This is a genomic window from Fictibacillus nanhaiensis (genome assembly GCF_036213205.1).
Taxonomy (GTDB): Bacteria; Bacillota; Bacilli; order Bacillales; family Fictibacillaceae; genus Fictibacillus; species Fictibacillus nanhaiensis_E.
Genome location: NZ_JARMFC010000033.1, coordinates 39,734 through 58,039, shown reverse-complemented (window position 1 = coordinate 58,039; position 18,306 = coordinate 39,734). Strand labels below are relative to the sequence as shown.

General features: G+C 36.7%; 22 protein-coding genes and 2 tRNA genes. 9 read left to right on the top strand and 15 right to left on the bottom strand.

Translation table 11 applies throughout. The annotated features are described in order from the left end of the window. Positions 1-450 precede the first annotated feature (450 nt). The 4 genes from P4V41_RS20755 to P4V41_RS20740 form a co-directional block, all read right to left on the bottom strand. Positions 451-582, bottom strand: a complete 132-nt coding sequence (locus P4V41_RS20755) for a hypothetical protein (protein WP_328087081.1) — start codon at positions 580-582, stop codon at positions 451-453. Positions 583-840: 258 nt separating this feature from the next. Beyond that, entirely contained in the window at positions 841-1,275 is a 435-nt protein-coding gene (locus tag P4V41_RS20750) for a hypothetical protein (RefSeq protein ID WP_328087079.1), read from the bottom strand. A gap of 333 nt (positions 1,276-1,608) precedes the next feature. Beyond that, on the bottom strand, positions 1,609-1,875 hold the full coding sequence (locus P4V41_RS20745) for an AbrB/MazE/SpoVT family DNA-binding domain-containing protein (RefSeq protein WP_328087078.1): 267 nt from the start codon (positions 1,873-1,875) through the stop codon (positions 1,609-1,611). 144 nt (positions 1,876-2,019) lie between these two features. Further along, entirely contained in the window at positions 2,020-2,265 is a 246-nt protein-coding gene (locus tag P4V41_RS20740) for a hypothetical protein (RefSeq protein ID WP_328087077.1), read from the bottom strand. A gap of 235 nt (positions 2,266-2,500) precedes the next feature. Here P4V41_RS20740 and P4V41_RS20735 point away from each other — a divergent pair, with 235 nt between their 5' ends. Beyond that, complete coding sequence (locus P4V41_RS20735) at positions 2,501-2,629, top strand: hypothetical protein (RefSeq protein WP_328087076.1); 129 nt, start codon at positions 2,501-2,503, stop codon at positions 2,627-2,629. Positions 2,630-3,645: 1,016 nt separating this feature from the next. Here the strand turns inward: P4V41_RS20735 and P4V41_RS20730 are convergent. After that, on the bottom strand, positions 3,646-4,470 hold the full coding sequence (locus tag P4V41_RS20730; protein ID WP_328087074.1) for a hypothetical protein: 825 nt from the start codon (positions 4,468-4,470) through the stop codon (positions 3,646-3,648). 392 nt (positions 4,471-4,862) lie between these two features. Between P4V41_RS20730 and P4V41_RS20720 the strand changes: the two genes are divergently transcribed. Then, positions 4,863-6,164, top strand: coding sequence for a M23 family metallopeptidase (locus P4V41_RS20720; RefSeq protein WP_328087073.1), 1,302 nt, complete (start codon positions 4,863-4,865; stop codon positions 6,162-6,164). Between the two features lie 114 nt (positions 6,165-6,278). On the opposite strand, the gene P4V41_RS20715 is transcribed toward P4V41_RS20720, so the two are convergent. From P4V41_RS20715 to P4V41_RS20705, 3 genes are all read right to left on the bottom strand, one after another. Next, complete coding sequence (locus P4V41_RS20715; protein ID WP_328087072.1) at positions 6,279-7,127, bottom strand: hypothetical protein; 849 nt, start codon at positions 7,125-7,127, stop codon at positions 6,279-6,281. Positions 7,128-7,340: 213 nt separating this feature from the next. Beyond that, positions 7,341-7,469, bottom strand: a complete 129-nt coding sequence (locus P4V41_RS20710; protein ID WP_328087071.1) for a hypothetical protein — start codon at positions 7,467-7,469, stop codon at positions 7,341-7,343. A gap of 198 nt (positions 7,470-7,667) precedes the next feature. Then, a complete protein-coding gene (locus P4V41_RS20705) occupies positions 7,668-8,948 on the bottom strand; it encodes a histidine--tRNA ligase (RefSeq protein ID WP_328087070.1) in 1,281 nt (426 codons plus the stop codon). 617 nt (positions 8,949-9,565) lie between these two features. Here P4V41_RS20705 and P4V41_RS21680 point away from each other — a divergent pair. Next, positions 9,566-9,925 (top strand): sigma-70 family RNA polymerase sigma factor, encoded by a 360-nt coding sequence (locus tag P4V41_RS21680; protein ID WP_419181340.1) that lies wholly within the window; start codon positions 9,566-9,568, stop codon positions 9,923-9,925. After that, positions 9,903-10,322: a hypothetical protein gene (locus P4V41_RS20700; RefSeq protein ID WP_328087069.1), complete on the top strand. Its 420-nt coding sequence runs from the start codon at positions 9,903-9,905 to the stop codon at positions 10,320-10,322. Before P4V41_RS21680 ends, P4V41_RS20700 begins: the two co-directional genes overlap by 23 nt. A gap of 90 nt (positions 10,323-10,412) precedes the next feature. Here P4V41_RS20700 and P4V41_RS20695 read toward each other — a convergent pair whose 3' ends face one another. Genes P4V41_RS20695 through P4V41_RS20685 form a run of 3 tightly spaced genes read right to left on the bottom strand, consistent with a single transcriptional unit; the run spans position 10,413 to position 12,943 of the window. Then, positions 10,413-11,393, bottom strand: a complete 981-nt coding sequence (locus P4V41_RS20695) for an ABC transporter ATP-binding protein (RefSeq protein ID WP_328087068.1) — start codon at positions 11,391-11,393, stop codon at positions 10,413-10,415. Positions 11,394-11,405: 12 nt separating this feature from the next. Next, on the bottom strand, positions 11,406-12,185 hold the full coding sequence (locus P4V41_RS20690) for an ABC transporter permease (RefSeq protein WP_328087066.1): 780 nt from the start codon (positions 12,183-12,185) through the stop codon (positions 11,406-11,408). Further along, positions 12,182-12,943, bottom strand: a complete 762-nt coding sequence (locus P4V41_RS20685; RefSeq protein WP_328087065.1) for an ABC transporter permease — start codon at positions 12,941-12,943, stop codon at positions 12,182-12,184. Before P4V41_RS20685 ends, P4V41_RS20690 begins: the two co-directional genes overlap by 4 nt. Before the next feature lie 121 nt (positions 12,944-13,064). On the opposite strand from P4V41_RS20685, the gene P4V41_RS20680 reads away from it, so the two are divergent. Further along, positions 13,065-14,501 (top strand): PLP-dependent aminotransferase family protein, encoded by a 1,437-nt coding sequence (locus tag P4V41_RS20680; RefSeq protein WP_328087063.1) that lies wholly within the window; start codon positions 13,065-13,067, stop codon positions 14,499-14,501. A gap of 197 nt (positions 14,502-14,698) precedes the next feature. Here the strand turns inward: P4V41_RS20680 and P4V41_RS20675 are convergent, their stop codons facing one another. Then, a complete protein-coding gene (locus tag P4V41_RS20675) occupies positions 14,699-14,914 on the bottom strand; it encodes a hypothetical protein (protein ID WP_328087061.1) in 216 nt (71 codons plus the stop codon). Positions 14,915-15,118: 204 nt separating this feature from the next. Here P4V41_RS20675 and P4V41_RS20670 point away from each other — a divergent pair, with 204 nt between their 5' ends. Further along, positions 15,119-15,871 carry a hypothetical protein gene (locus P4V41_RS20670; protein WP_328087060.1) on the top strand — a complete coding sequence of 251 codons (753 nt, stop codon included), beginning with the start codon at positions 15,119-15,121 and terminating at the stop codon, positions 15,869-15,871. A 103-nt stretch (positions 15,872-15,974) separates the two neighbouring features. Continuing rightward, positions 15,975-16,220, top strand: coding sequence for a hypothetical protein (locus P4V41_RS20665; protein ID WP_328087058.1), 246 nt, complete (start codon positions 15,975-15,977; stop codon positions 16,218-16,220). Between the two features lie 209 nt (positions 16,221-16,429). Here the strand turns inward: P4V41_RS20665 and P4V41_RS20660 are convergent, their stop codons facing one another. Beyond that, positions 16,430-16,672, bottom strand: coding sequence for a glutaredoxin family protein (locus P4V41_RS20660; RefSeq protein WP_328087056.1), 243 nt, complete (start codon positions 16,670-16,672; stop codon positions 16,430-16,432). Between the two features lie 116 nt (positions 16,673-16,788). Between P4V41_RS20660 and P4V41_RS20655 the strand changes: the two genes are divergently transcribed. Next, positions 16,789-16,860: transfer RNA gene (locus P4V41_RS20655), tRNA-Cys, on the top strand. A 74-nt stretch (positions 16,861-16,934) separates the two neighbouring features. Continuing rightward, a tRNA-Cys gene (locus P4V41_RS20650) sits at positions 16,935-17,008 on the top strand. A gap of 48 nt (positions 17,009-17,056) precedes the next feature. On the opposite strand, the gene P4V41_RS20645 is transcribed toward P4V41_RS20650, so the two are convergent. Next, entirely contained in the window at positions 17,057-17,212 is a 156-nt protein-coding gene (locus P4V41_RS20645) for a YvrJ family protein (protein ID WP_328087054.1), read from the bottom strand. Beyond that, positions 17,203-18,138: a S8 family peptidase gene (locus tag P4V41_RS20640; RefSeq protein ID WP_328087052.1), complete on the bottom strand. Its 936-nt coding sequence runs from the start codon at positions 18,136-18,138 to the stop codon at positions 17,203-17,205. The genes P4V41_RS20645 and P4V41_RS20640 overlap by 10 nt, the downstream gene beginning before the upstream one ends. Positions 18,139-18,306 lie beyond the last annotated feature (168 nt).

Below are 18,306 nucleotides of genomic sequence, written 5' to 3'. Positions count from 1 at the left end.
GGCTCGGCCGCACACGCACCCGATTGTAGAATAACGGGTTTACTTCAGCGATGCAAAATGTGAAAACAGTAATAATCTTTTAATAAATCGCAAATTATTAACAGTTAGATTAAGATTAAACCACATCTGCTTCTTTTTTTAAAACCTTTTTCATAACATTGGTAAGAATTTTAGCAAGTGAATTGGCATGCCAAAACGCATCGTGACAATATTTATTGTCATTTTGCTAAAACCTATGCGAATTGGGGTGCTAATTTATACATAAAATGACCATAAACGTTGATATAACAACAAAAATAAGCACGCTAATTCATATGCGAATTAACGTGCTATTTGTATAACTTTTTTCTCTTTTGTACTCCAAAAGAGAATCCGTTAGAATTACGCTCTCTCTCTTTATCATGATTCACCCCCATCGGGGTCAGTGCAAATCACAAACAAAATTTTTGTTCACGATTCACTCTGATCTGTCAGTTTAAATCCTTCTTTTACATCTGATATCCACTCAATACGTCTTAATACAGAAGGCAAAAGGATCAAGCAACGTGTTTTGAGTCGCAATAAATCCATCGTTAAAGCCATTCATTCGAACACAAACTGTTACTTACACACCTATAAAGCTAAAGAGGAGTATGAAATATGTTAGTATCAAGGTTATTATCCTTGTCCCTAATGTCCTACAGAGAAGATAGGATTGACTCTCCATTGTCAGTTCTATCTTCTTCTATTTGTCCTCTTTTGATTGTGCAAAATTGTTAGAAAGCAAAAAATATGAACACATGATTTACACTGGTATGGATGTTTTTTTCATCCAATATATGTATCTACTTCTTTCTAGAATTATCTGCTCTCTAACAAGCTCTTGACTCTAGCTAGATATTTCTCCCTTTCTTCACTCGTTAGTCCTTCCGTTGGAATTTGTTTTAATAATTCATCGATATCTTCTTTTTTAAAGTCCCTATATGCAATTTCCGAAACTTTTTCACTCGCTCGAATCATCCCGCTCAATCGTTTTTTAATCAATCCTTTGGAGAGATCGTTTCCGCTATACCGATGATGCCAATCTAAGATAAACTCTCTTGTGACCACACAGATTAATTTTGATCGATTGCCGTGTATATAATCTTCAATTTCCCTTTCATTTTGGTGGGCGATATAGTGACGTACTCCGTTCATGATAAATAACCAATGGATATGCTTTATATCTTTATCAAGAATGGCCCTTGTACACCCTTTTATAAAATCTTCTTCACCTTTGGAGATTCTCTTTTCCATCCCATCCCTCCTCAACATTACAATATATGGGATATTTCGACTAAAAATGACAAATTCCTTTAAAAAAATAACTTTCGATGGTAATAAAAATTGATAAGTAATTTTTTAATTTTCGCTAACATGTGAAATCAATGATTGTAAATAGTTGTGCCGAATTTACACATAAGAATAAATAAACAAAGCATCCCTTGAGTGACTAGGTCAAGGGATGCTTTGCTACCAATAGAGACGAAAGGTTGCTTTTAATGTATGCTGTCAATCTCAGAATGTTGAAAACAATTTTGCATTCGGAACAACATATATAAATGTTGTTATTGGTAAGGCGATATAATATCAACTTATTAGGCTAGGATTGCTTTTAAGTTCTTTTAGCAATGTCCTAGCACCTTCAGAACTCAAGACTAACTTACCACCGGCATACTCAAGATTTGTTTCACTTACTTTTCCTGTAACCATGCATGGTCTGACCGCATTAAACTTCTTTATGATAATAGAATCATCCTCCATGAAGATCTCAATCTCATCAGATATCTCTATGTTATACTTTTCTCTTAACGAAATAGGTACCGTTATTCTCCCCAACCGATCGACGACTTTCACGATGTTTGTTTGCTTAATTTTGGCAAAACACCTCCATCAGTATTCTCTATACTCTATATCGGTATAAGGTCGTTTAGATTGATTAATGAACGTACGAAATCTAACTAAAAAGCAAGGATATCTTTAGAATCCCTGCTTTATATTCTAGTACCTATGTTCAGTATTTGGTCGGTCTTCTCTTGCGCTAAGTATCGCATGAATCTTCATGTCTTCAATGTCTAGTTCATCCATTTCTTGCTCTATCTTATCTCTTTCTTTCCCCTCTAATTCCCACATTAACCCTAAAAGTTGAGTAAGCTGCACCTGGATGTTTTTACTTCTTTGAAGCAACTCCGTATCACTTAGATGCTGATAATCTTCCAATCTCACTTCATGAACTCTGTTCTTCATGTTATCTTCTCCCTTCTTTGATGAAGAGAAAAAATCATGCCACGAAAAGAAGTGTCAAGGGACATGAAGTTTGTGCAAGTTTTGGCTTTATAAAAGTTCACAAAGTTTGCTGAAAGCGGTTAGCGACAGGCATCCCTTTACGCTTTTTATGAGTGTATGTTTAATCTAGGAGAACAAAGAAGAGTTCGTTTGTTGGTTTAGAGATTTTCTAACTTCTCAGCAGATGTTTAAGAAAATGTTTGCCAAAATGGGTTATGAATTAGCACAGATCGATTTAGAGCTTGAGAATAATCTAATTATCTTAGAAGAATTAATGAAAGGTGAGTTTTTTATGAAAGGAGGAAACATTGAGCAAAAAAATTAACGATTAACAAATGATACCATACGCATAACAAAGCCACACTAGTTTCCATTTTCCTAGTGTGGCTTATTAAGGTCTATTCACGAATCTCTAATTAACTTATGATGACAATTGTCACATACTAATCATCAATATAATGATGCATAGAACCAATAAGACCATCAATCTAACTAACATAACTATTTCACGTCTATTATTCATTCATAAAACCTCACTCATCGTAGACCATATACTATCACATTCTGTTTTACTCGTGGCATATGAAATAGTAGAATAATTGGTTAACGAATCGTGATATTCAAAGTAACCTATACGCAGTAATCTATGAAATGTTGAATACTTAATGAGTGGACATGTGATTAGAATGATCTTGTTATTATCTTTGGTATTTTAACCGGTTGCTAGGATGAGGAGATACTTAAAGATACAAAACTTACAACAGCTGAAGGTATAGACTGTAAAAAGACGGAAAAGTAAAAACTAGCGTAACCGTTCGTGCCTCGACCTGTGAATGATGTCCTTGTAATAGATTCAAAATGACGGCGTTTGAGGTTCAATAGCTGTATATTGGTATCTGCTCTCAAGGCCACACGGCACGTGAGCAATCCCTTAACACTTCATCTATCTAAAGTTCATCCTCTCCATTTAGATTTACAATACAATGGATTAATACTAAATTATTAGAGGAAATCTATAGAATAAATGTTGTTAAAGCCACCACGAAAAATGGTAGTAAAAAGAGCGTTAAAAACACTACCACCATCTTCCAATTATCTTTTATCTGCAGAAAGTCCCTTTTAGCTTTGTTCTTGTTTTTAAAAGCCCATATGATTATTCCCAACCAGTAAAGCATTAATAAAAAATATTGTTCCATAATATCACCTCTAATCGTATAAGATGCCCTAATAAACAAAAAGTGTACTGAAGTTTGTTGAGCACGGACTTACCTTATTATAAATTCATTGATTGAATCTCAAAGAAAAAGAGCGTTAATCCCTAAAGATCAACGCTTTTATTAATTATGTTTGGAACAACTCTCCGCTTAATGCATCAACGTATCTTTTGGCTGATCGTTGTACTGTCTCTGCAGCATTTTCTTTAATCACTCGATTAAATGCATCATAGATGCGAGTGAATGTTAGTTCTTCCATTCGCTGAGCGATCCTCTCAACCGTAGCACCTGGTAAAGGAATAAAGTTAGGATAACTGTACATGAAGCTTACCCATTCTCGGTCCGCTACGATACGTACGATATCTCCACAAAGAAGAACACCTTGTTGGTGGTTTCCGTCTTTCCATTCTAGGATAGTGCCTCCTTTAAAATGACCACCGATTCTCTGTAGAACGATGCCTTCCCTGAGTTCGAGTGTATCACCTGACCAGAAAACGATTCTTTCACTCGTTCTCGTTACCCACTTCTTATCATCTTCATGTATATAGAGAGCGGCATCGAATGTTTCAGCCCATTCTACTTGAGTGGAATAATAATGAGGATGTGATAACGCGATCGCATCGATACCACCCAGTTGCAGAATGGCTTTTGTCGTATCTTCATCTATGTAACTCACACAATCGCATAATACGTTATATCCATTATCCTTTACGAGATATGCTGTTTGGCCGATTCCAAAACTCGGAGTCGTCTGAACCCGATACAGGTTCTCTTCTTCGATACTCACTTCCGTTTTATAAGTACCACTTTCCGCCATATCTTCTAACGTGGTCCAAGACTGTCCTTTGGAACTTACATACTGTCTTTCTTCCCCACAGATGGAACATGAAGTTGGTTCATGTACAGAACTCTCATATTGAACCCCACACGTCTCACTAATATAGTTATGCATAATACTCCCCCCTTCAGCTTCAATAAGACACCATCATACGTTGAAAACCAACACCCCAACCAAGGGATGATATTTCAAGTCTCCCCTCGTTTTTATCTAATAACACGCCAAGCCCTGTCCACTCTCTGCACCCTTGAGGAGTTATCATCTCTAATACATGTTACCTTAAATATCTTGTTAAATATTGTTTTATTTAGAAAGCATCTTAGACCCTTTTTACTAAAATGTTTTTACTTTTTTAGATAAAAACAGGATGATTATACCTAATTTTGTAATAAATAGTATTTTATTAGAAAAATATGTTAGTATTCTTTTTGGCCCTAAATGCTACAAATCTATAATAGTTTAGGGACAAAAAATTAGTAGGTAAGAGGTAGAGAGGGGTTTATGTGTTGAAAAGATTTATGCAACTATTTTTAGCGATTGTACTAACACTATCAGTCGCAGGTGGAATTTCACCGACAAAAACAAGCGCTGCTAGTTTCATCTGGCCAGCGGGAGATAAAGATGATGTATCCTCCGGTTATGGTGAGCGTTGGGGCAAATTTCATCATGGAATTGATATTGCTATTCCTGGGACCGTTCCGATTAAAGCTTCTGCTTCTGGTAAGGTAAGATCATCCACATTCGGATCTCCAGGAAACTATAATGGATATGGGAATGTTGTTGTTATCACTCATAACATCGGTGGTAAGACTTACGAGACCCTATATGGTCACTTGCGTTCTCGTTCGGTCTCAGCTGGAGAAACAGTGAGTCAAGGTGAGATTATCGGCTACATGGGTAGCACGGGTAACTCTACAGGACAACATTTACATTTTGAGATTCATGATGGAACGTATAATGGTACTCAATCAAACTCAACAGATCCTATGAAATTATTAGGAACGGAGTTTGCGGACACGCCTCCATCCGATACGTTTAAAGTGATCAAACTTGATAGCGATCAGTTTGGTTTGTATTCTAAGATGGGTACGTATAAAGAATCATCAACTCCATATCTCGGCTGGACGTTTGTTGTAAAACAACAGCAAATCTACAACGGGGAACGTTGGTACCTTCTTGTACATGGAGATAAAGTATTCGGTTGGATCGCTGCTCATCAAACAAGTGAGTACGACAATCTACAAAAGAAATATCTAAATGAAGATGTGGATGCATATAACTACAACTTAGATGAAAAGATCATGACGCTAAACAGCACGGGGTATGTCTATGTTGCTAAAGAATACAGCGATAAGTATCTAGTTATCGCTCACAGCCAACCGATGTACATTGCTAAGAAACTCGTTAATTTTGATGGTCAATATACAATGCCATACAAAGCAGTAAAGATCACGAGTGATGCGTATGGTATCTACTCAACACCTGGTGTTTATAAAGAATCAAGTACTCCATACCTAAACTGGATCTTAGTTTCAAAAGAACAAACAACGTATAACGGACAAAAGTGGTACAAGCTCTCAAATGGAAGCACGGTTTACGGTTGGATCTCAGGAAACCAAGTACAAGAGCTTCCAATGAAAAGAATGGATCTAAGAGTGGATACCAAAGCGTATAACTACGGTTTTAAAGAAGAAATCATGACGTTAAACGGTGGCGGATTTGTCCTAGTGATTGGTGAAGGTAGCGACTATTACCACGTAGCCGCTCACAGCCAAACAATGTACATCAAAAAGACGCTTAAGGACTAATAGTAGGATATAAAGCTCAACCCGCTACCTCTAAAAGATAGCGGGTTTTTTCTCTGATATCACGTTTAATTTCATCTAAAGACTTAGCAATCCATATAATACTTCTTAAGTATCTTAAACCGTAAATACATTCATATCGATTAGATATATATTAAAATCTTTAATTAAATATAGATTTTTTCCTCTTCCAATTGCTTCATCGTAATCTAGTACATTATTGTCTTGATTTCTAACATTATACTTTACTAATTCATTTGTAGATAAATCATACATTGTCACTTCAGCTTTCCGATCGTAGTCATGACTAAATAGTACTTTACTTCCGTTTATTGCAAACGCATTGCACCCCTCTACCGGGATATCGTTATGTAGTTCTATTTTTTTATTTAAACCGATTTTCAAAAGTGGAAAACTGTCATAATAATACACATTGGTATCTTTTGAAGTTACATTCATTGCATAGCAGTCATACATGTATGGTATTTCTTTATTCTCACGAATAAAATTATTAAAGTCAAATATTACATGTCCATGACTATCAAAGCACTTTAATCTTGATCCAGAGGCTTCATCAAAATAACTGACCCAAATTTGTGAATCAGAAGTTGTTTGAACATTATTAATTCCATCCCCAAGCTCAAAATTTTTGATTACATTTTGTTGCTCGTCAAAAATAGTCGCATTTTTAATATACCCTTCATCTTCATCTGTTCTCGCACTTACAAGTAGCCACCCGCCATTAAATGGTTGAGCAAATTCAAATGAATGATCAACCAAAGGTAATTCCAGTTTAATTGTTTCCTTTTCTGTTGAATGATAAATAATATGTTTATACTTTGAATTAACTTCTTTTTCGAATAGTACAATTACATTATCATTATGATCAATGTTAATTCTAAAAAAATCAATAGAACTTTCAAGTTTTTTAACATTCAGTAAGTGTGTAGCTTTTATAGTTTGCATAATTAATGTCCTTTAATTTCTAGTCGTAATAATACAGGTGTAATAATAACATCATCCGAATACTTGAGCAGCAATTCCATATAGCTTCGTTTCTATTTGGCATTGTGACTGAATTCTTGATCATGATGGGGGCTGGTTCACTTTTTTAAAACCGCAGGTACCTAGGAACGTAATGAACTCAGGGTGACCTGTTGGTCTTTTCCAATGCAACTACTAGAGGTAACTCTTTTCCATCAATCGTTTTACCCAAGATATTGAGTAACTAGAATCTTCTGCTCCGTGCTGCTTTAATATTCGTGCGATTCCTTCAGGTTCAGAATTAGATTTAGGAATTTCGATCATACATTCAATCCGTAGACTCTCTAAGTATCTATGACTTAATCTTTGTAAAGCATCCTGTCTTTTCTTCTTAGTAGCTAACTCAAACAACACTCTATCTTGGATTCTTTTTGTAAGAAACGATTTAACGATTACTTCCTCAATTTGTTAGTTCACGTTACACCTCCTAATAATGAGATAACAACTATGGTGTTGCAGAATTTAAAACTGAAAACGGACTATCGATTCCTTACCGGTCGCCATATCTTTAACTTGATAATGATTATTTAGGACTTCTTCTTCACCGATAATAATCACGCAACGAATCTTTTCCTTATTTGCTTTCTCCAGAGCTTTTCCTAGCTTTCTATTACCCATTTCAGATTCAACTTTATACCCTTTCTTTCTTAGATCATTTGCTACTAATAACGCTTCTTTTCGAGTACCTATCGGTATAACATAATAATCTACATCCGTTCCTTCATTTAAACCGTTCTTGGCTAAACTTATTGCCGTATAAATGACATCTAATCCGAATGAAATTCCTACCGTTGAAAACTTATCATTCGTTCCTATAAGACCTCCAATCGCATTGTCATATCTCCCACCGCTCCCAATACTGGATTTAATAGATTGGTCAGCTAAGAAGATCTCATAAATGGAACCCGTGTATATCTCTAAGCCTCTCGCTAAAAAGGGATTAAAGACACATTGTTTATTTACCTCAAGATATTCAAGGTAGGTGTTTAATTCTAATAGTTCCTCTAAACCTTGCCTCACTTCTTCATTTTGATTAGAGAAAAATTTGAAGTAACTTACATGTGTGTTCGTGGGATCCATTAAAAACTGTTCGATCAAACCTACCGTTGATTCAGTTAAACCGAGGCCTTTAAGCTCTGAGACTACGGCATTCACTCCGACCTTTTCAAGTTTATCTAGTATTAACACGACACTATTAATGTTTTCAGTCTCCGTACCAAATATATCAAGCATACCGGTGAGTAATTTCCGATTGTTATATTGAATGGTTACATCTAACTTAAGCTTATCAAATGCATCTAAAGCCATAACCATTAACTCAGCTTCTGCAATCTGCGAGTCCACCCCTACAATATCAACATCACATTGCGTAAATTCTCGAAATCTGCCTGGTTTTATTGGACCGTCTCTAAACACTTTTCCGATCTCATAACGTTTAAATTGCATCTTAAGTGTTGGATTCATTGCGACCACTTTGGCAAAAGGTATAGTGAGGTCATATCGTAGGGCTAAATCTCTTTTTCCCCTATCCGATAACGTATACATTTCTTGTAGGATTTCAGCACCACCTCCATACTTTGAAGCAAGGAGATCCGAATAATTTAAGATTGGTGTTTCTAATGGTCTACATCCGTATTGAATAAATACATCCTCTAGCGTTCTTCTGATGTTCCTTCTAACGAGTTCGGCACTCGGTAGGAAATCTTGTGTACCTTTTACATTCTGATAATCCATCTTTTTCATTTTTTCTGCCTCCATTTTTAAATAAAATAAAAAACCGCACTTGATTTAAGTTGAACTTAATCAAATACGGTTTTATGATAAATAGCCTTCCTATTTGCGATTTATAAAAAATGCAATAGCAAGGCTATTTGATATGATGATGTGATTGTGAGAACGAATTAATACTAATATAGATATACATACTACTCACCTCTTAAATTCCATTAAATGTAACATACTACAATAAGCTTGACAATATCTATTAAAGATTATTAATTTATTGATCTTTCTTGGCAGAATCAAGTATTTCTTGATACAGTTCGTTCCAACTATGATATTAATCGGTTACCTCGGTTGAATTAATTAAAATTCTTTCACGTGACTCATGCTCAGCCCTAAAGTCGTGTTGTTGATCAATCTCAAATCTATAAAAAACTTGAAAACCCACTTTATTTTCCGTTTTGTCTGAATGATCTCGTTCCAAGTAAGAATAATCTATTATGATAAATATAATCTATAAATTATTAAAAAAGTTGAAACTTTTCACAATAAATCCTTCTCTAATAAGGAAAAAGAGTTGGATGATTTTGTTCTAATAAAAAAGCAATTGCCGGTGTGCCTATAAGGCATTTTCCTCCATAAAACATTTAAAGAATGAGAAATATTTCATAACATGGATTACTAAAATCCTCATTCACAGTGCTTATGATTTTCAAAAGAATAGACAAAAAGAAATGGCATCAGAAAATGAAACTGTATCTTTGTTTACCGATCAGAACGCAGAAAAGTTAGACCTCTTGGAAGCCATTGAGGAATTGCCATTACCGTATAAGGAGAGTATCATCCTTTTCTATTACTATGATATGAGTTTGCAGGAAATCGCTTTAATCTTAAAAATACTAATAAACACCGTTAAAACTCATTTGAATCGTGGTAGAAAACAGTTGCTGAAACTATTGGGAAGGAGCTACTTTGATGGACAAAAACACATTCTCTAACAAAATAAATGAAGTTGAGGTACCAAAAGAAGATGTAATTCAAGCAATAAAATCAGGAGTGATGGAAAACACGAATTCAGAAGGCAATGTTAGTTTTAATGTAGATTCTATCATATATGGGAAAGCCTCAACGGCAATCATCTACAGAGTGACTTATCCAAAGGGAGAATTAGATTCATTTATAAGAATGCTTGATGTCCAAGGTGTCGATGAGTCATTTAAAACAGATGGGTATTTAAGTGATGGAAAAATTGACAAATTTACGGATGGGAATAGAACAACTGAAGTTCGCAGAATCGTCTTTACACAGTTGCTTAAAAATAAGACGTTAAGTGTATCACCTTCCTACAATGAGACGCTCTCTCCTGTGCTACCATTAGAACTTAAGCTCCCTTAAATTAGATAAAAAGCGTGCCTCATTTCGCACGCTTTTCTCATACCTCGTTCCTTCCCTCTATTTAGTTAATGGAACTACCACCAATAACATTTAACTAATAGATTGAGTGCTTTTCGTTTGACCGTTTACCATACTGAGGTAGATCTTTCGTAACTCCATCTTCTTTCTGACGAGCTGCTTGATCTCAAACGGTAGGAGCTGGGCAATCATCTCTCCAAAAGCTTTTTCCGCTCTTGGTGTTTTAGCTACAGTCACATGGATCATCGTATATCCATTTGCGAGCTTTATAGGTGCTTCTATCATGATGCCTTTATCTTTTATTTGTACTGGTAAGGAAGGAGTGACACCAAGTTCGATCTCATAACGGTTCTCTTCTTCATACATCTCTTGGAGTGACTCAATCGTTCCTTTTGCGATCAGTCTCCCCTCCATGATAAAGGCGATCTCATCACAAAGCTCTTCTGCTTCTTCCATATCATGCGTAGTAAGGATGATGGTCTTTCCCTGTTTCTTTAAATCCAACATGATCTCACGCAAATCTTTCGTTCCTTCAGGATCCAGTCCTAATGTGGGTTCGTCCATGAACAGCAATTCTGGGTCATGAATTAGAGTGCGCGCGATATGAAGCCGTTGTTTCATCCCTTTTGAATATCTCATGGTCAGTTGATCCTGCGCATCGGTTAACCCTAAACGATCCAACCAATAATCGATTCTTTCTTCTAACATGTTCTTAGGAATCTTAAATAACGAACCAAAGTATCTCAAATTGTCTCGACCGCTGAGCTGCCAGTAGAGACCTGTTTCTCCTCCGTACAAAAATCCGATTTCTTTTCGAATTTTTTTCTCTTCCCTGTAGATGTCATGTCCTAACACCTTTAGTTCACCAGATGTTGGCAACAACAACGTGTTCATCATCTTGATCGTCGTTGATTTTCCGGCACCGTTCGGTCCGAGAAGTCCGAAGATGGTCCCCTTCTTCACCGAAAAAGTTAAGTCTTGTACGGCAAATTTCGTCACGCCTTTATTCTTGAACTCACGAGATAGGTGATGTGCTTCTATGATCTGTTCCATTTCGTTCCCTCCTTAAACGGGCTGCTTTCTAAATTTATCTAACGATTTTAAATACACACTGTATCCCACCACTGAGAAAAACGTCAGGATGATTAGTTCCAAATAAACACTCGGGTTCGTCCAATAAGGCAAGTTGTTCGTCATGAAGTCTCGAAACGCATCCACTGAGTGCCTGAGCGGAACGAACTGAGAGAGAGTTTGTAAGAACTTGGGTAATGATTCAACCGGTACGGTAAAGTTTCCGACTAACATTAAAAACACGAGTGAGAAGTTCGGTAACATCTGACTGATCTTATCGTTTAGGTTTAGAGAGGCTAAAAAGATACCGAACGAATAAGCGGATAATGAAAAAAGCAATAACAACGGAATCGCTGCAAACAGCTTAAGCCAATGCCAGAGCCCTGGGATTAAGATGGAACTGATGATTGCGTAAGTAAACAGAATGATAAAAAAAGCTTTCACAAAATACACCAGAGAACGTCCGATTAAGATCATCAACAATGATGTTTTAGAGAGGGTTAACAGGTCGATCCGATTTTCATCGATCTCATCTCGTAATACGTTGTATACGTCGATGAACAAGATATGTGCAGCGGGTATCAAGATGTTACCGTACATCGCAAACTCTCTCATCTCATCACCACCGATCACTGTCGCGACCCAGATGAAGAACAACGATTGAAAGATGATCCGGATGGCGAACGTTCCGATAAAGATCTTTAACGGCAGTTCATTTCTCTGCATCCTCCACGATAACTTTGTGTTGTATAGAAGATATTGAAACGTGTTCATAGATTGATCTCCCCCCTAACTCTGATTTTCTTCATGATGAAGTGATACAGAACTCTAGCGAACAGTGCATAAAAAGAAGAGATCAATAGGGTATAACCAAGAAATGACCAATCCACCGTGTTATGTATGAAGACTTCCTGTATCCAGTGTGTGCTCCATGTGATAGGAAACAAAAAAGCGATCCCTTTAATTACATAAGGAAAGTAGTCCACTGAGACGATCATGCCTGATAATAAAAACATTGGATAGGTGACGGTCTGAATGATCTTCCCTCCATGAACCGATAAGAAGAGTAATAGAATCAGAGGTAGACCGATCCCATACAGTGAAACCATATACAACCCGACACTGATCACCAAATAAGTGAGGTCAGAGACATCGATCGAGACGCCAAAGACCGTCACTCCCGTAAGTAACGCGATTAAAAAACTTGGTGTTGTGAGCAGAATACATAAAAATAACCGTTTGGCCCATATCCCAAAGAGGTCGGTCTGAGACAATAGACTATAATAGATCGTCCGCTCACGATTGAACTCATGACGCACGATAATGCCTCCGGCATAAAGTAGAACTTGCCACATCGTCATCTGACCAACCCCAATAAACACAGATAAAAGGACAGCCCCCTCTTTTCCAGAAGATTGATAGAGATAACCGAACAGCAACGTGAAAATGATAGGTTGGATAAAGATCTGATAGATGATGGTAGGGTCACCTACCATCTTTGCTTGTTGGACTTTAAAAATGGAATAAAACAAATGCTCCTCCTCCTAAGATGTTAATTTCTGTATAATAATCTATAGTATCTTTGGAAGTGTGGCTTGTCGCCACCCAATGGGATGTTATTTTCCCCACCCAATTTTGAAAGGAACAGAATCTATGAACTGGAAACCTGATCACGCTCTAGGCGTGCCCTTATATAAACAGATCGCTCAACATTATGAGGAAAGAATCGTTCGTGGGGAATTGCTTCCGGGTTCTCGACTCTTAACAGAACGTACCCTCGCGATAAAGCTTGATGTGAACAGGAGTACGGTAAAGAGTGCGTACAACGAACTCAGAAGTTCTGGGCTCATCACGTCGAAGACGGGAAGCGGGACCATCGTGAGTGAATATGCTTGGGAGCTCGATCCCCCAAGATTGATCAACTGGAACAGCTTTAAGGGAGTAGCCTTTGATCCGACTGCTGTAATCAGCGCACGCATCAGAGAAATGAGTCGTTCAAAAGATGTGATCGACCTTGCGAACGGAGGCATCTCAAAAGAGTTGTATCCCGTAAAACAGCTACAGAAATTGCTCTCCAACATACAACTTACAACGAACCTTGAGTATTCAGATGTTCAGGGAGATATAGAATTCAGAGAGACACTCTCCTCACACCTGAAGGAACAGTACTCTATTTCAGCTAGTACAGAAGAGATCTTGATAACGTCAGGTGCTCAGCAAGCCTTCACGCTCATCACCCAATGTTTACTTCAACCAGGAGATGCCGTAGCTGTAGAGTGTCCGTCTTATGGATACTCGCTAAAATGTTTTTCTGTAGCGGGGGTAAAGATGGTGAGACTTCCCGTAGATGAGAGTGGTGTTTGCTCGGAAGAAGTTATCGAACTTTATAAAAAACATAGGATTCGGATGGTCGTTGTCAACCCTACCCATCAGAATCCGACCGGCACGACGCTTAGTCTGGATCGACGAAAAAGAATGTTAGAGATCTGTAGTGAACGAAAGATCCCAATCGTTGAGATCAATTTCACGAACCCACTGATTCATGAAGACTCTACTCCTTCTCCACCTCCTCTGATCGGTCTGGATGTTGAGAAAGAGCTCGTGATCTATGTGGAGAGTTTATCGGATACCGTCGCCCCTGGTATGCGTATGGGTTGGGTCGTAGGATCAAAAAGCATCATAGAACGGTTAGCAGAGGTGAAGCATGGAATCGATCTCGGATCTTCAGCGATTTCTCAACAGATCGCCTCACAATATATAGCATCAAAAGAATGGTCTAAAAACGTGGCATTGTACAAAAAGGCACTTACGAATAGAAAAGAAAGAATGCTTAAGATATTAGAAAAAGACTTTCAGAATCACCTAGAATGGCGTATTCCTAACGGTGGTGGGACTGTCTGGTGTAAACTGCATCACCCAGTGAACGAGCTTGATCTACTGGAATCTTGTATAAAAGAAGGTGTCATCGTGGTTCCCGGCAGTGTTTACGGAGCAGAGAAAGGGTTTATCCGACTCTCTTTCGCTCATTGTAAAGAAGAGGAAATACAAGTGGGTATGACTCGTTTGAATCATGCATTGAAGAAAGTCTAATTGTACTATTAATACACTGTAAAAATTAAAAAAGACCCACCCATAAAAGATGAGTCTGTAATATTTAGTTTGAAATCTTAAACCTTTGATTATTAATTAATACCTAGGACAAGACATTTACAATTTTTAGTTGAGTTGTATAAGGGAATCTATTAACTCCAAGTATCAAGGTAATAGTAACTATCTAAAGTACCAGGTTAAGTTGTTACTCCTATGGTGTACTTGAGCATTTTAACTAAAACTAAAGCCAGTTTTGTATTAAACAAAACTGGCTCATTTTTATCTTTTTTTACAACCACAAACATACAAACTTCCATCTGTCCAAACACAACCTCTGCAATCCTCGAGATAGATACAACAATCTCTGTGAGACACGCATGCTCGATAAGTTCCACAGGTTGTATAGCCTCCACCACCGGGATCCCCTTGATCAGCGTACGGTTCTAAGCTATCGTTTTCTTTTTTCTTCATTTCTATCACCTCCTACTTTATTAAGTGAAGAAAAAAGGCAGTTATCAATTGAGAAAAAAATTCTTAAATGTGATTTATTTTTAGGATTAGTTTTCACTTTGATAAGGAGAGTGGATAACACTCATTAACAAAGAGGAGGCGATATAATGCCAAAGAATCCTAAGATTTTAAATGGCAGGTATATTCAGAGTAAGGAAGAAAAAGAAGAAATTCTGCAAAGAGTAAAAGTAAAGACTGAATTTATTCTTTTATTTAAAGAACTTCAAAAAGAAGTTCCAGCGAAATTAGAGGATTTAGAACTATCAAGAGCATATATTTACGATATTGCAATTGGTAATGAGTTAGGTACAGGAAAACATTACACTATTCAGTTTTCTAACCTTCTTCAAATCACTTATTTTGCTGGTATTAAAGGGAACCAGATTATTGAAAATATATTCGGTAGGGTACTAACTCCCGAGCATAAGTTTATTAAGGTGTTTGAAGTAAATAAAGGTGAAGTGAAACCTATATCCACTGATAAAAATGAGGGGCAACTAGATCTTGAATTTAAAGAAACTGGAATTAATAACTCTGAATTTGTACCTTTAAGTTCACAAAACTTGATCACTGCATTAGCTTGGTCTGATACCGGATGTCTTGAAGATGAAGATAATAACCGGGATTATAACCACTGTGGTAGTGGATGTGGTGATGGACTATCAGAGGGTGGTGGTCCTGTCATTAACAATATTGACAACTGTTGTCGAGCACATGACCGTTGCTGGCGTAATTATGGAAAATGGGATCACTGCTGTGATAAAAATATCGTTAATTGTGCAGCAAAATACGAAGATGAGGATAATGCAACACAAAATCAAATCTGGTGGGCATTTTCAGCTAGCGCAGCTCTTTGCTAGTAAATATGTAGGGAAGAAGTCGGCATATGCCGGCTTTTTCTGTAGGAATAAATCCTCTTCATACAATTGTATAATATTGTATAATGTATAGGGAGGTGAGTTTATGAATACTCTAAGCAAGTTATCCATCATGTTGTTTTTCGTCAATTTCCTTGTTTTAATTTTGGCTCTACAAGGATTTTTTTCTGGTTACATTGTAATAGGAACTGCTATTCTTGGTTTTGTCCTTGCAATAATTGGTGTGTTTAAGAAAGGGAATAAAAGTAATTTTGGTCTTTGGGGTAATGCTTTATTTTTATTTGTTTTCTTATTCTGGATCTATGTTCCACCAATGATATTTGGAGAGTAAAAAACTGTCACTGCAATCACACAGTTTCAATCCATACTTTTCTTTCATCGATTGATTAACAATTTTTAATTTACGTGCATAATCTTCTGTTACTTTAAAATAAAATTCTCTATCTTCCTCTTCGCAATGTTCGAGACATTGAGTTATCTTCAAAAATTCTATTTTCAACTTATTATATTTTGCTATAGAATCTTCAATAGAATTATCCATCATTTAATTCCCAATATCTTTTTTAATTGTGCCTGATTAAACCCTAAAATTTGAGAAACTTCATTACCATTTTTAATAATCGTGAGTGGAGTCCCCAAACCTTTTAAATTTAAAAACTCTGTATGAGCATTTTGATCATTTCGAATGTCTTTCTCTTGATATTGAATGTTTAATTCGTTCATCCATTTCTTTTGATCATGACAGTAGCCACAATTATCATTCATATAAATTGTAATCTCCATAGTATTACCTCCAATATTTCGTATACATGAATAAGTGAGGTAAATTAATAAAAATCAATCAAATTTATTAAAATTAGTTGATTATTTAAAATGGTTTTCACTTTAAATCATATAGGGTGGATGTAGCCAAATAGGTAAGGCAAAGGATTGCAGCTCCTTAAGTTTCGGTTCAAATCCGAACATTCCCCTCTCTTACAGGAGAAGAAAGGTTCCAGATTCTCCTTTTATATATGGATAAGAGACTTAGTCTCTTATCCTTTCTGGTGGCATAGCCAAGTGGTAAGGCAATGGTCTGCAAAACCCTCATCCCCGGTTCAAGTCCGGGTGTCACCTCCACTATAATATTAATAATAAGAGCCTGCTGATTAGCAGGCTCTTTCTTTGTTATTTCCTATCCACTACATTTTTTAATTGATCAATTGCAGCTGTAAGGGTTTCAATTCTCTTTTCAAATCGGTGTAGTAAGTAGATAGTCACCATGACTGGAAATCCAAAATTCCCTATTATCGTAATCCATGTTGGTAAAGTGATTAAGTCCATAGTTCTTTCCTCCCTTCCAATTGAATTAACCCACTACCCTCCAGATTTATTGAATGCCCCAAGGAAAGCGCATCTTTAACTAACCGAAAATTGATATAGTTAGGAATATTGGTTTCTATGTTTATACTTAAATTTTTTAATAACGCAATGGCACCCGATACATGTGGAGCTGCCATTGAAGTTCCCGAAAGCTTGGCATAACTTCCATGCAGATAGGTTGAAAGTATATTTTCCCCTGGTGCAACCAAATCAATTCGGTCATTGGTGTTGGAAAAATCCATGATCATCATGTTTTCGCTTAGTGCCCCTACTTGTATCGTTTCTACATAATAAGCTGGATAAAGAATCTCGTCGGTTAGATCGTTCCCATCGCCAAAATTACCCGCAGCAGCCACAATAAATATACCTTCCTTAACGGCCAATTGAACTTGCTCGTAAAGGTCGGGATCATCTTGTATACCACCTAATGACAGATTAATAACATCCACCTTTTCCCCATTGTCGCCACGCCAATGTATGGCATATTTTAGCGCTTGGATTAGATCTCCTATATTCCCTTTTCCGCTTTTGCCAATTACTTTAAGAATTAATAATTTACTTTTTGGAGCCACACCTACAACACCTGCTTCATTTTGTTTAGCTGATATGATTCCGGCCACATGAGTTCCATGTCCCAGATAATCTGTAACAATTGATGATGCACCGTTATCATCTTCTGTAAAGTTATATACACCTAAAATGTTATCTATTAAGTCTGGATGATGAATTTCACAACCTGTATCTAAGACCGCAATTACACGACCTTCACCTTGTTTTGATTCCTTCCATACCATTGGAGCTTTTATCAGTTTTACTCCTTTGGGTATCTTATTGATTTGTTCTCTTACGTTTTCAACAGTCATTGGTAAGAGATAGATTTCGTTCATATTGTATCCCCCTTTACTATTTAGTTAATCAAGTGATTTAGAACGAACAAAACTCAACATTTTAATAAAATTTTTAGATTGTCTACTAAAAACCTAGATTTCTTCCTAATATTATGAAAAAATAAGAACATAAGTTCGCATTTAGGTTGATAAAAGGAAATTAAATTC

Bases quoted from the DNA above. Each gene is read 5' to 3' on its own strand.
- P4V41_RS20755 (WP_328087081.1), bottom strand. From the start codon at position 582: ATGGCTTTAACGATGGATTTATTGCGACTCAAAACACGTTGCTTGATC.
- P4V41_RS20715 (WP_328087072.1), bottom strand. From the start codon at position 7,127: ATGCAAACTATAAAAGCTACACACTTACTGAATGTTAAAAAACTTGAA.
- P4V41_RS20660 (WP_328087056.1), bottom strand. From the start codon at position 16,672: ATGGAGATTACAATTTATATGAATGATAATTGTGGCTACTGTCATGAT.
- P4V41_RS20700 (WP_328087069.1), top strand. From the start codon at position 9,903: ATGGACAAAAACACATTCTCTAACAAAATAAATGAAGTTGAGGTACCA.
- P4V41_RS20680 (WP_328087063.1), top strand. From the start codon at position 13,065: ATGAACTGGAAACCTGATCACGCTCTAGGCGTGCCCTTATATAAACAG.
- P4V41_RS20695 (WP_328087068.1), bottom strand. From the start codon at position 11,393: ATGGAACAGATCATAGAAGCACATCACCTATCTCGTGAGTTCAAGAAT.
- P4V41_RS20665 (WP_328087058.1), top strand. From the start codon at position 15,975: ATGAATACTCTAAGCAAGTTATCCATCATGTTGTTTTTCGTCAATTTC.
- P4V41_RS20710 (WP_328087071.1), bottom strand. From the start codon at position 7,469: ATGATCGAAATTCCTAAATCTAATTCTGAACCTGAAGGAATCGCACGA.
- P4V41_RS20750 (WP_328087079.1), bottom strand. From the start codon at position 1,275: ATGGAAAAGAGAATCTCCAAAGGTGAAGAAGATTTTATAAAAGGGTGT.
- P4V41_RS20690 (WP_328087066.1), bottom strand. From the start codon at position 12,185: ATGAACACGTTTCAATATCTTCTATACAACACAAAGTTATCGTGGAGG.
- P4V41_RS20740 (WP_328087077.1), bottom strand. From the start codon at position 2,265: ATGAAGAACAGAGTTCATGAAGTGAGATTGGAAGATTATCAGCATCTA.
- P4V41_RS20730 (WP_328087074.1), bottom strand. From the start codon at position 4,470: ATGCATAACTATATTAGTGAGACGTGTGGGGTTCAATATGAGAGTTCT.
- P4V41_RS20705 (WP_328087070.1), bottom strand. From the start codon at position 8,948: ATGAAAAAGATGGATTATCAGAATGTAAAAGGTACACAAGATTTCCTA.
- P4V41_RS20645 (WP_328087054.1), bottom strand. From the start codon at position 17,212: ATGGACTTAATCACTTTACCAACATGGATTACGATAATAGGGAATTTT.
- P4V41_RS20640 (WP_328087052.1), bottom strand. From the start codon at position 18,138: ATGAACGAAATCTATCTCTTACCAATGACTGTTGAAAACGTAAGAGAA.
- P4V41_RS20670 (WP_328087060.1), top strand. From the start codon at position 15,119: ATGCCAAAGAATCCTAAGATTTTAAATGGCAGGTATATTCAGAGTAAG.
- P4V41_RS20735 (WP_328087076.1), top strand. From the start codon at position 2,501: ATGTTTGCCAAAATGGGTTATGAATTAGCACAGATCGATTTAGAGCTT.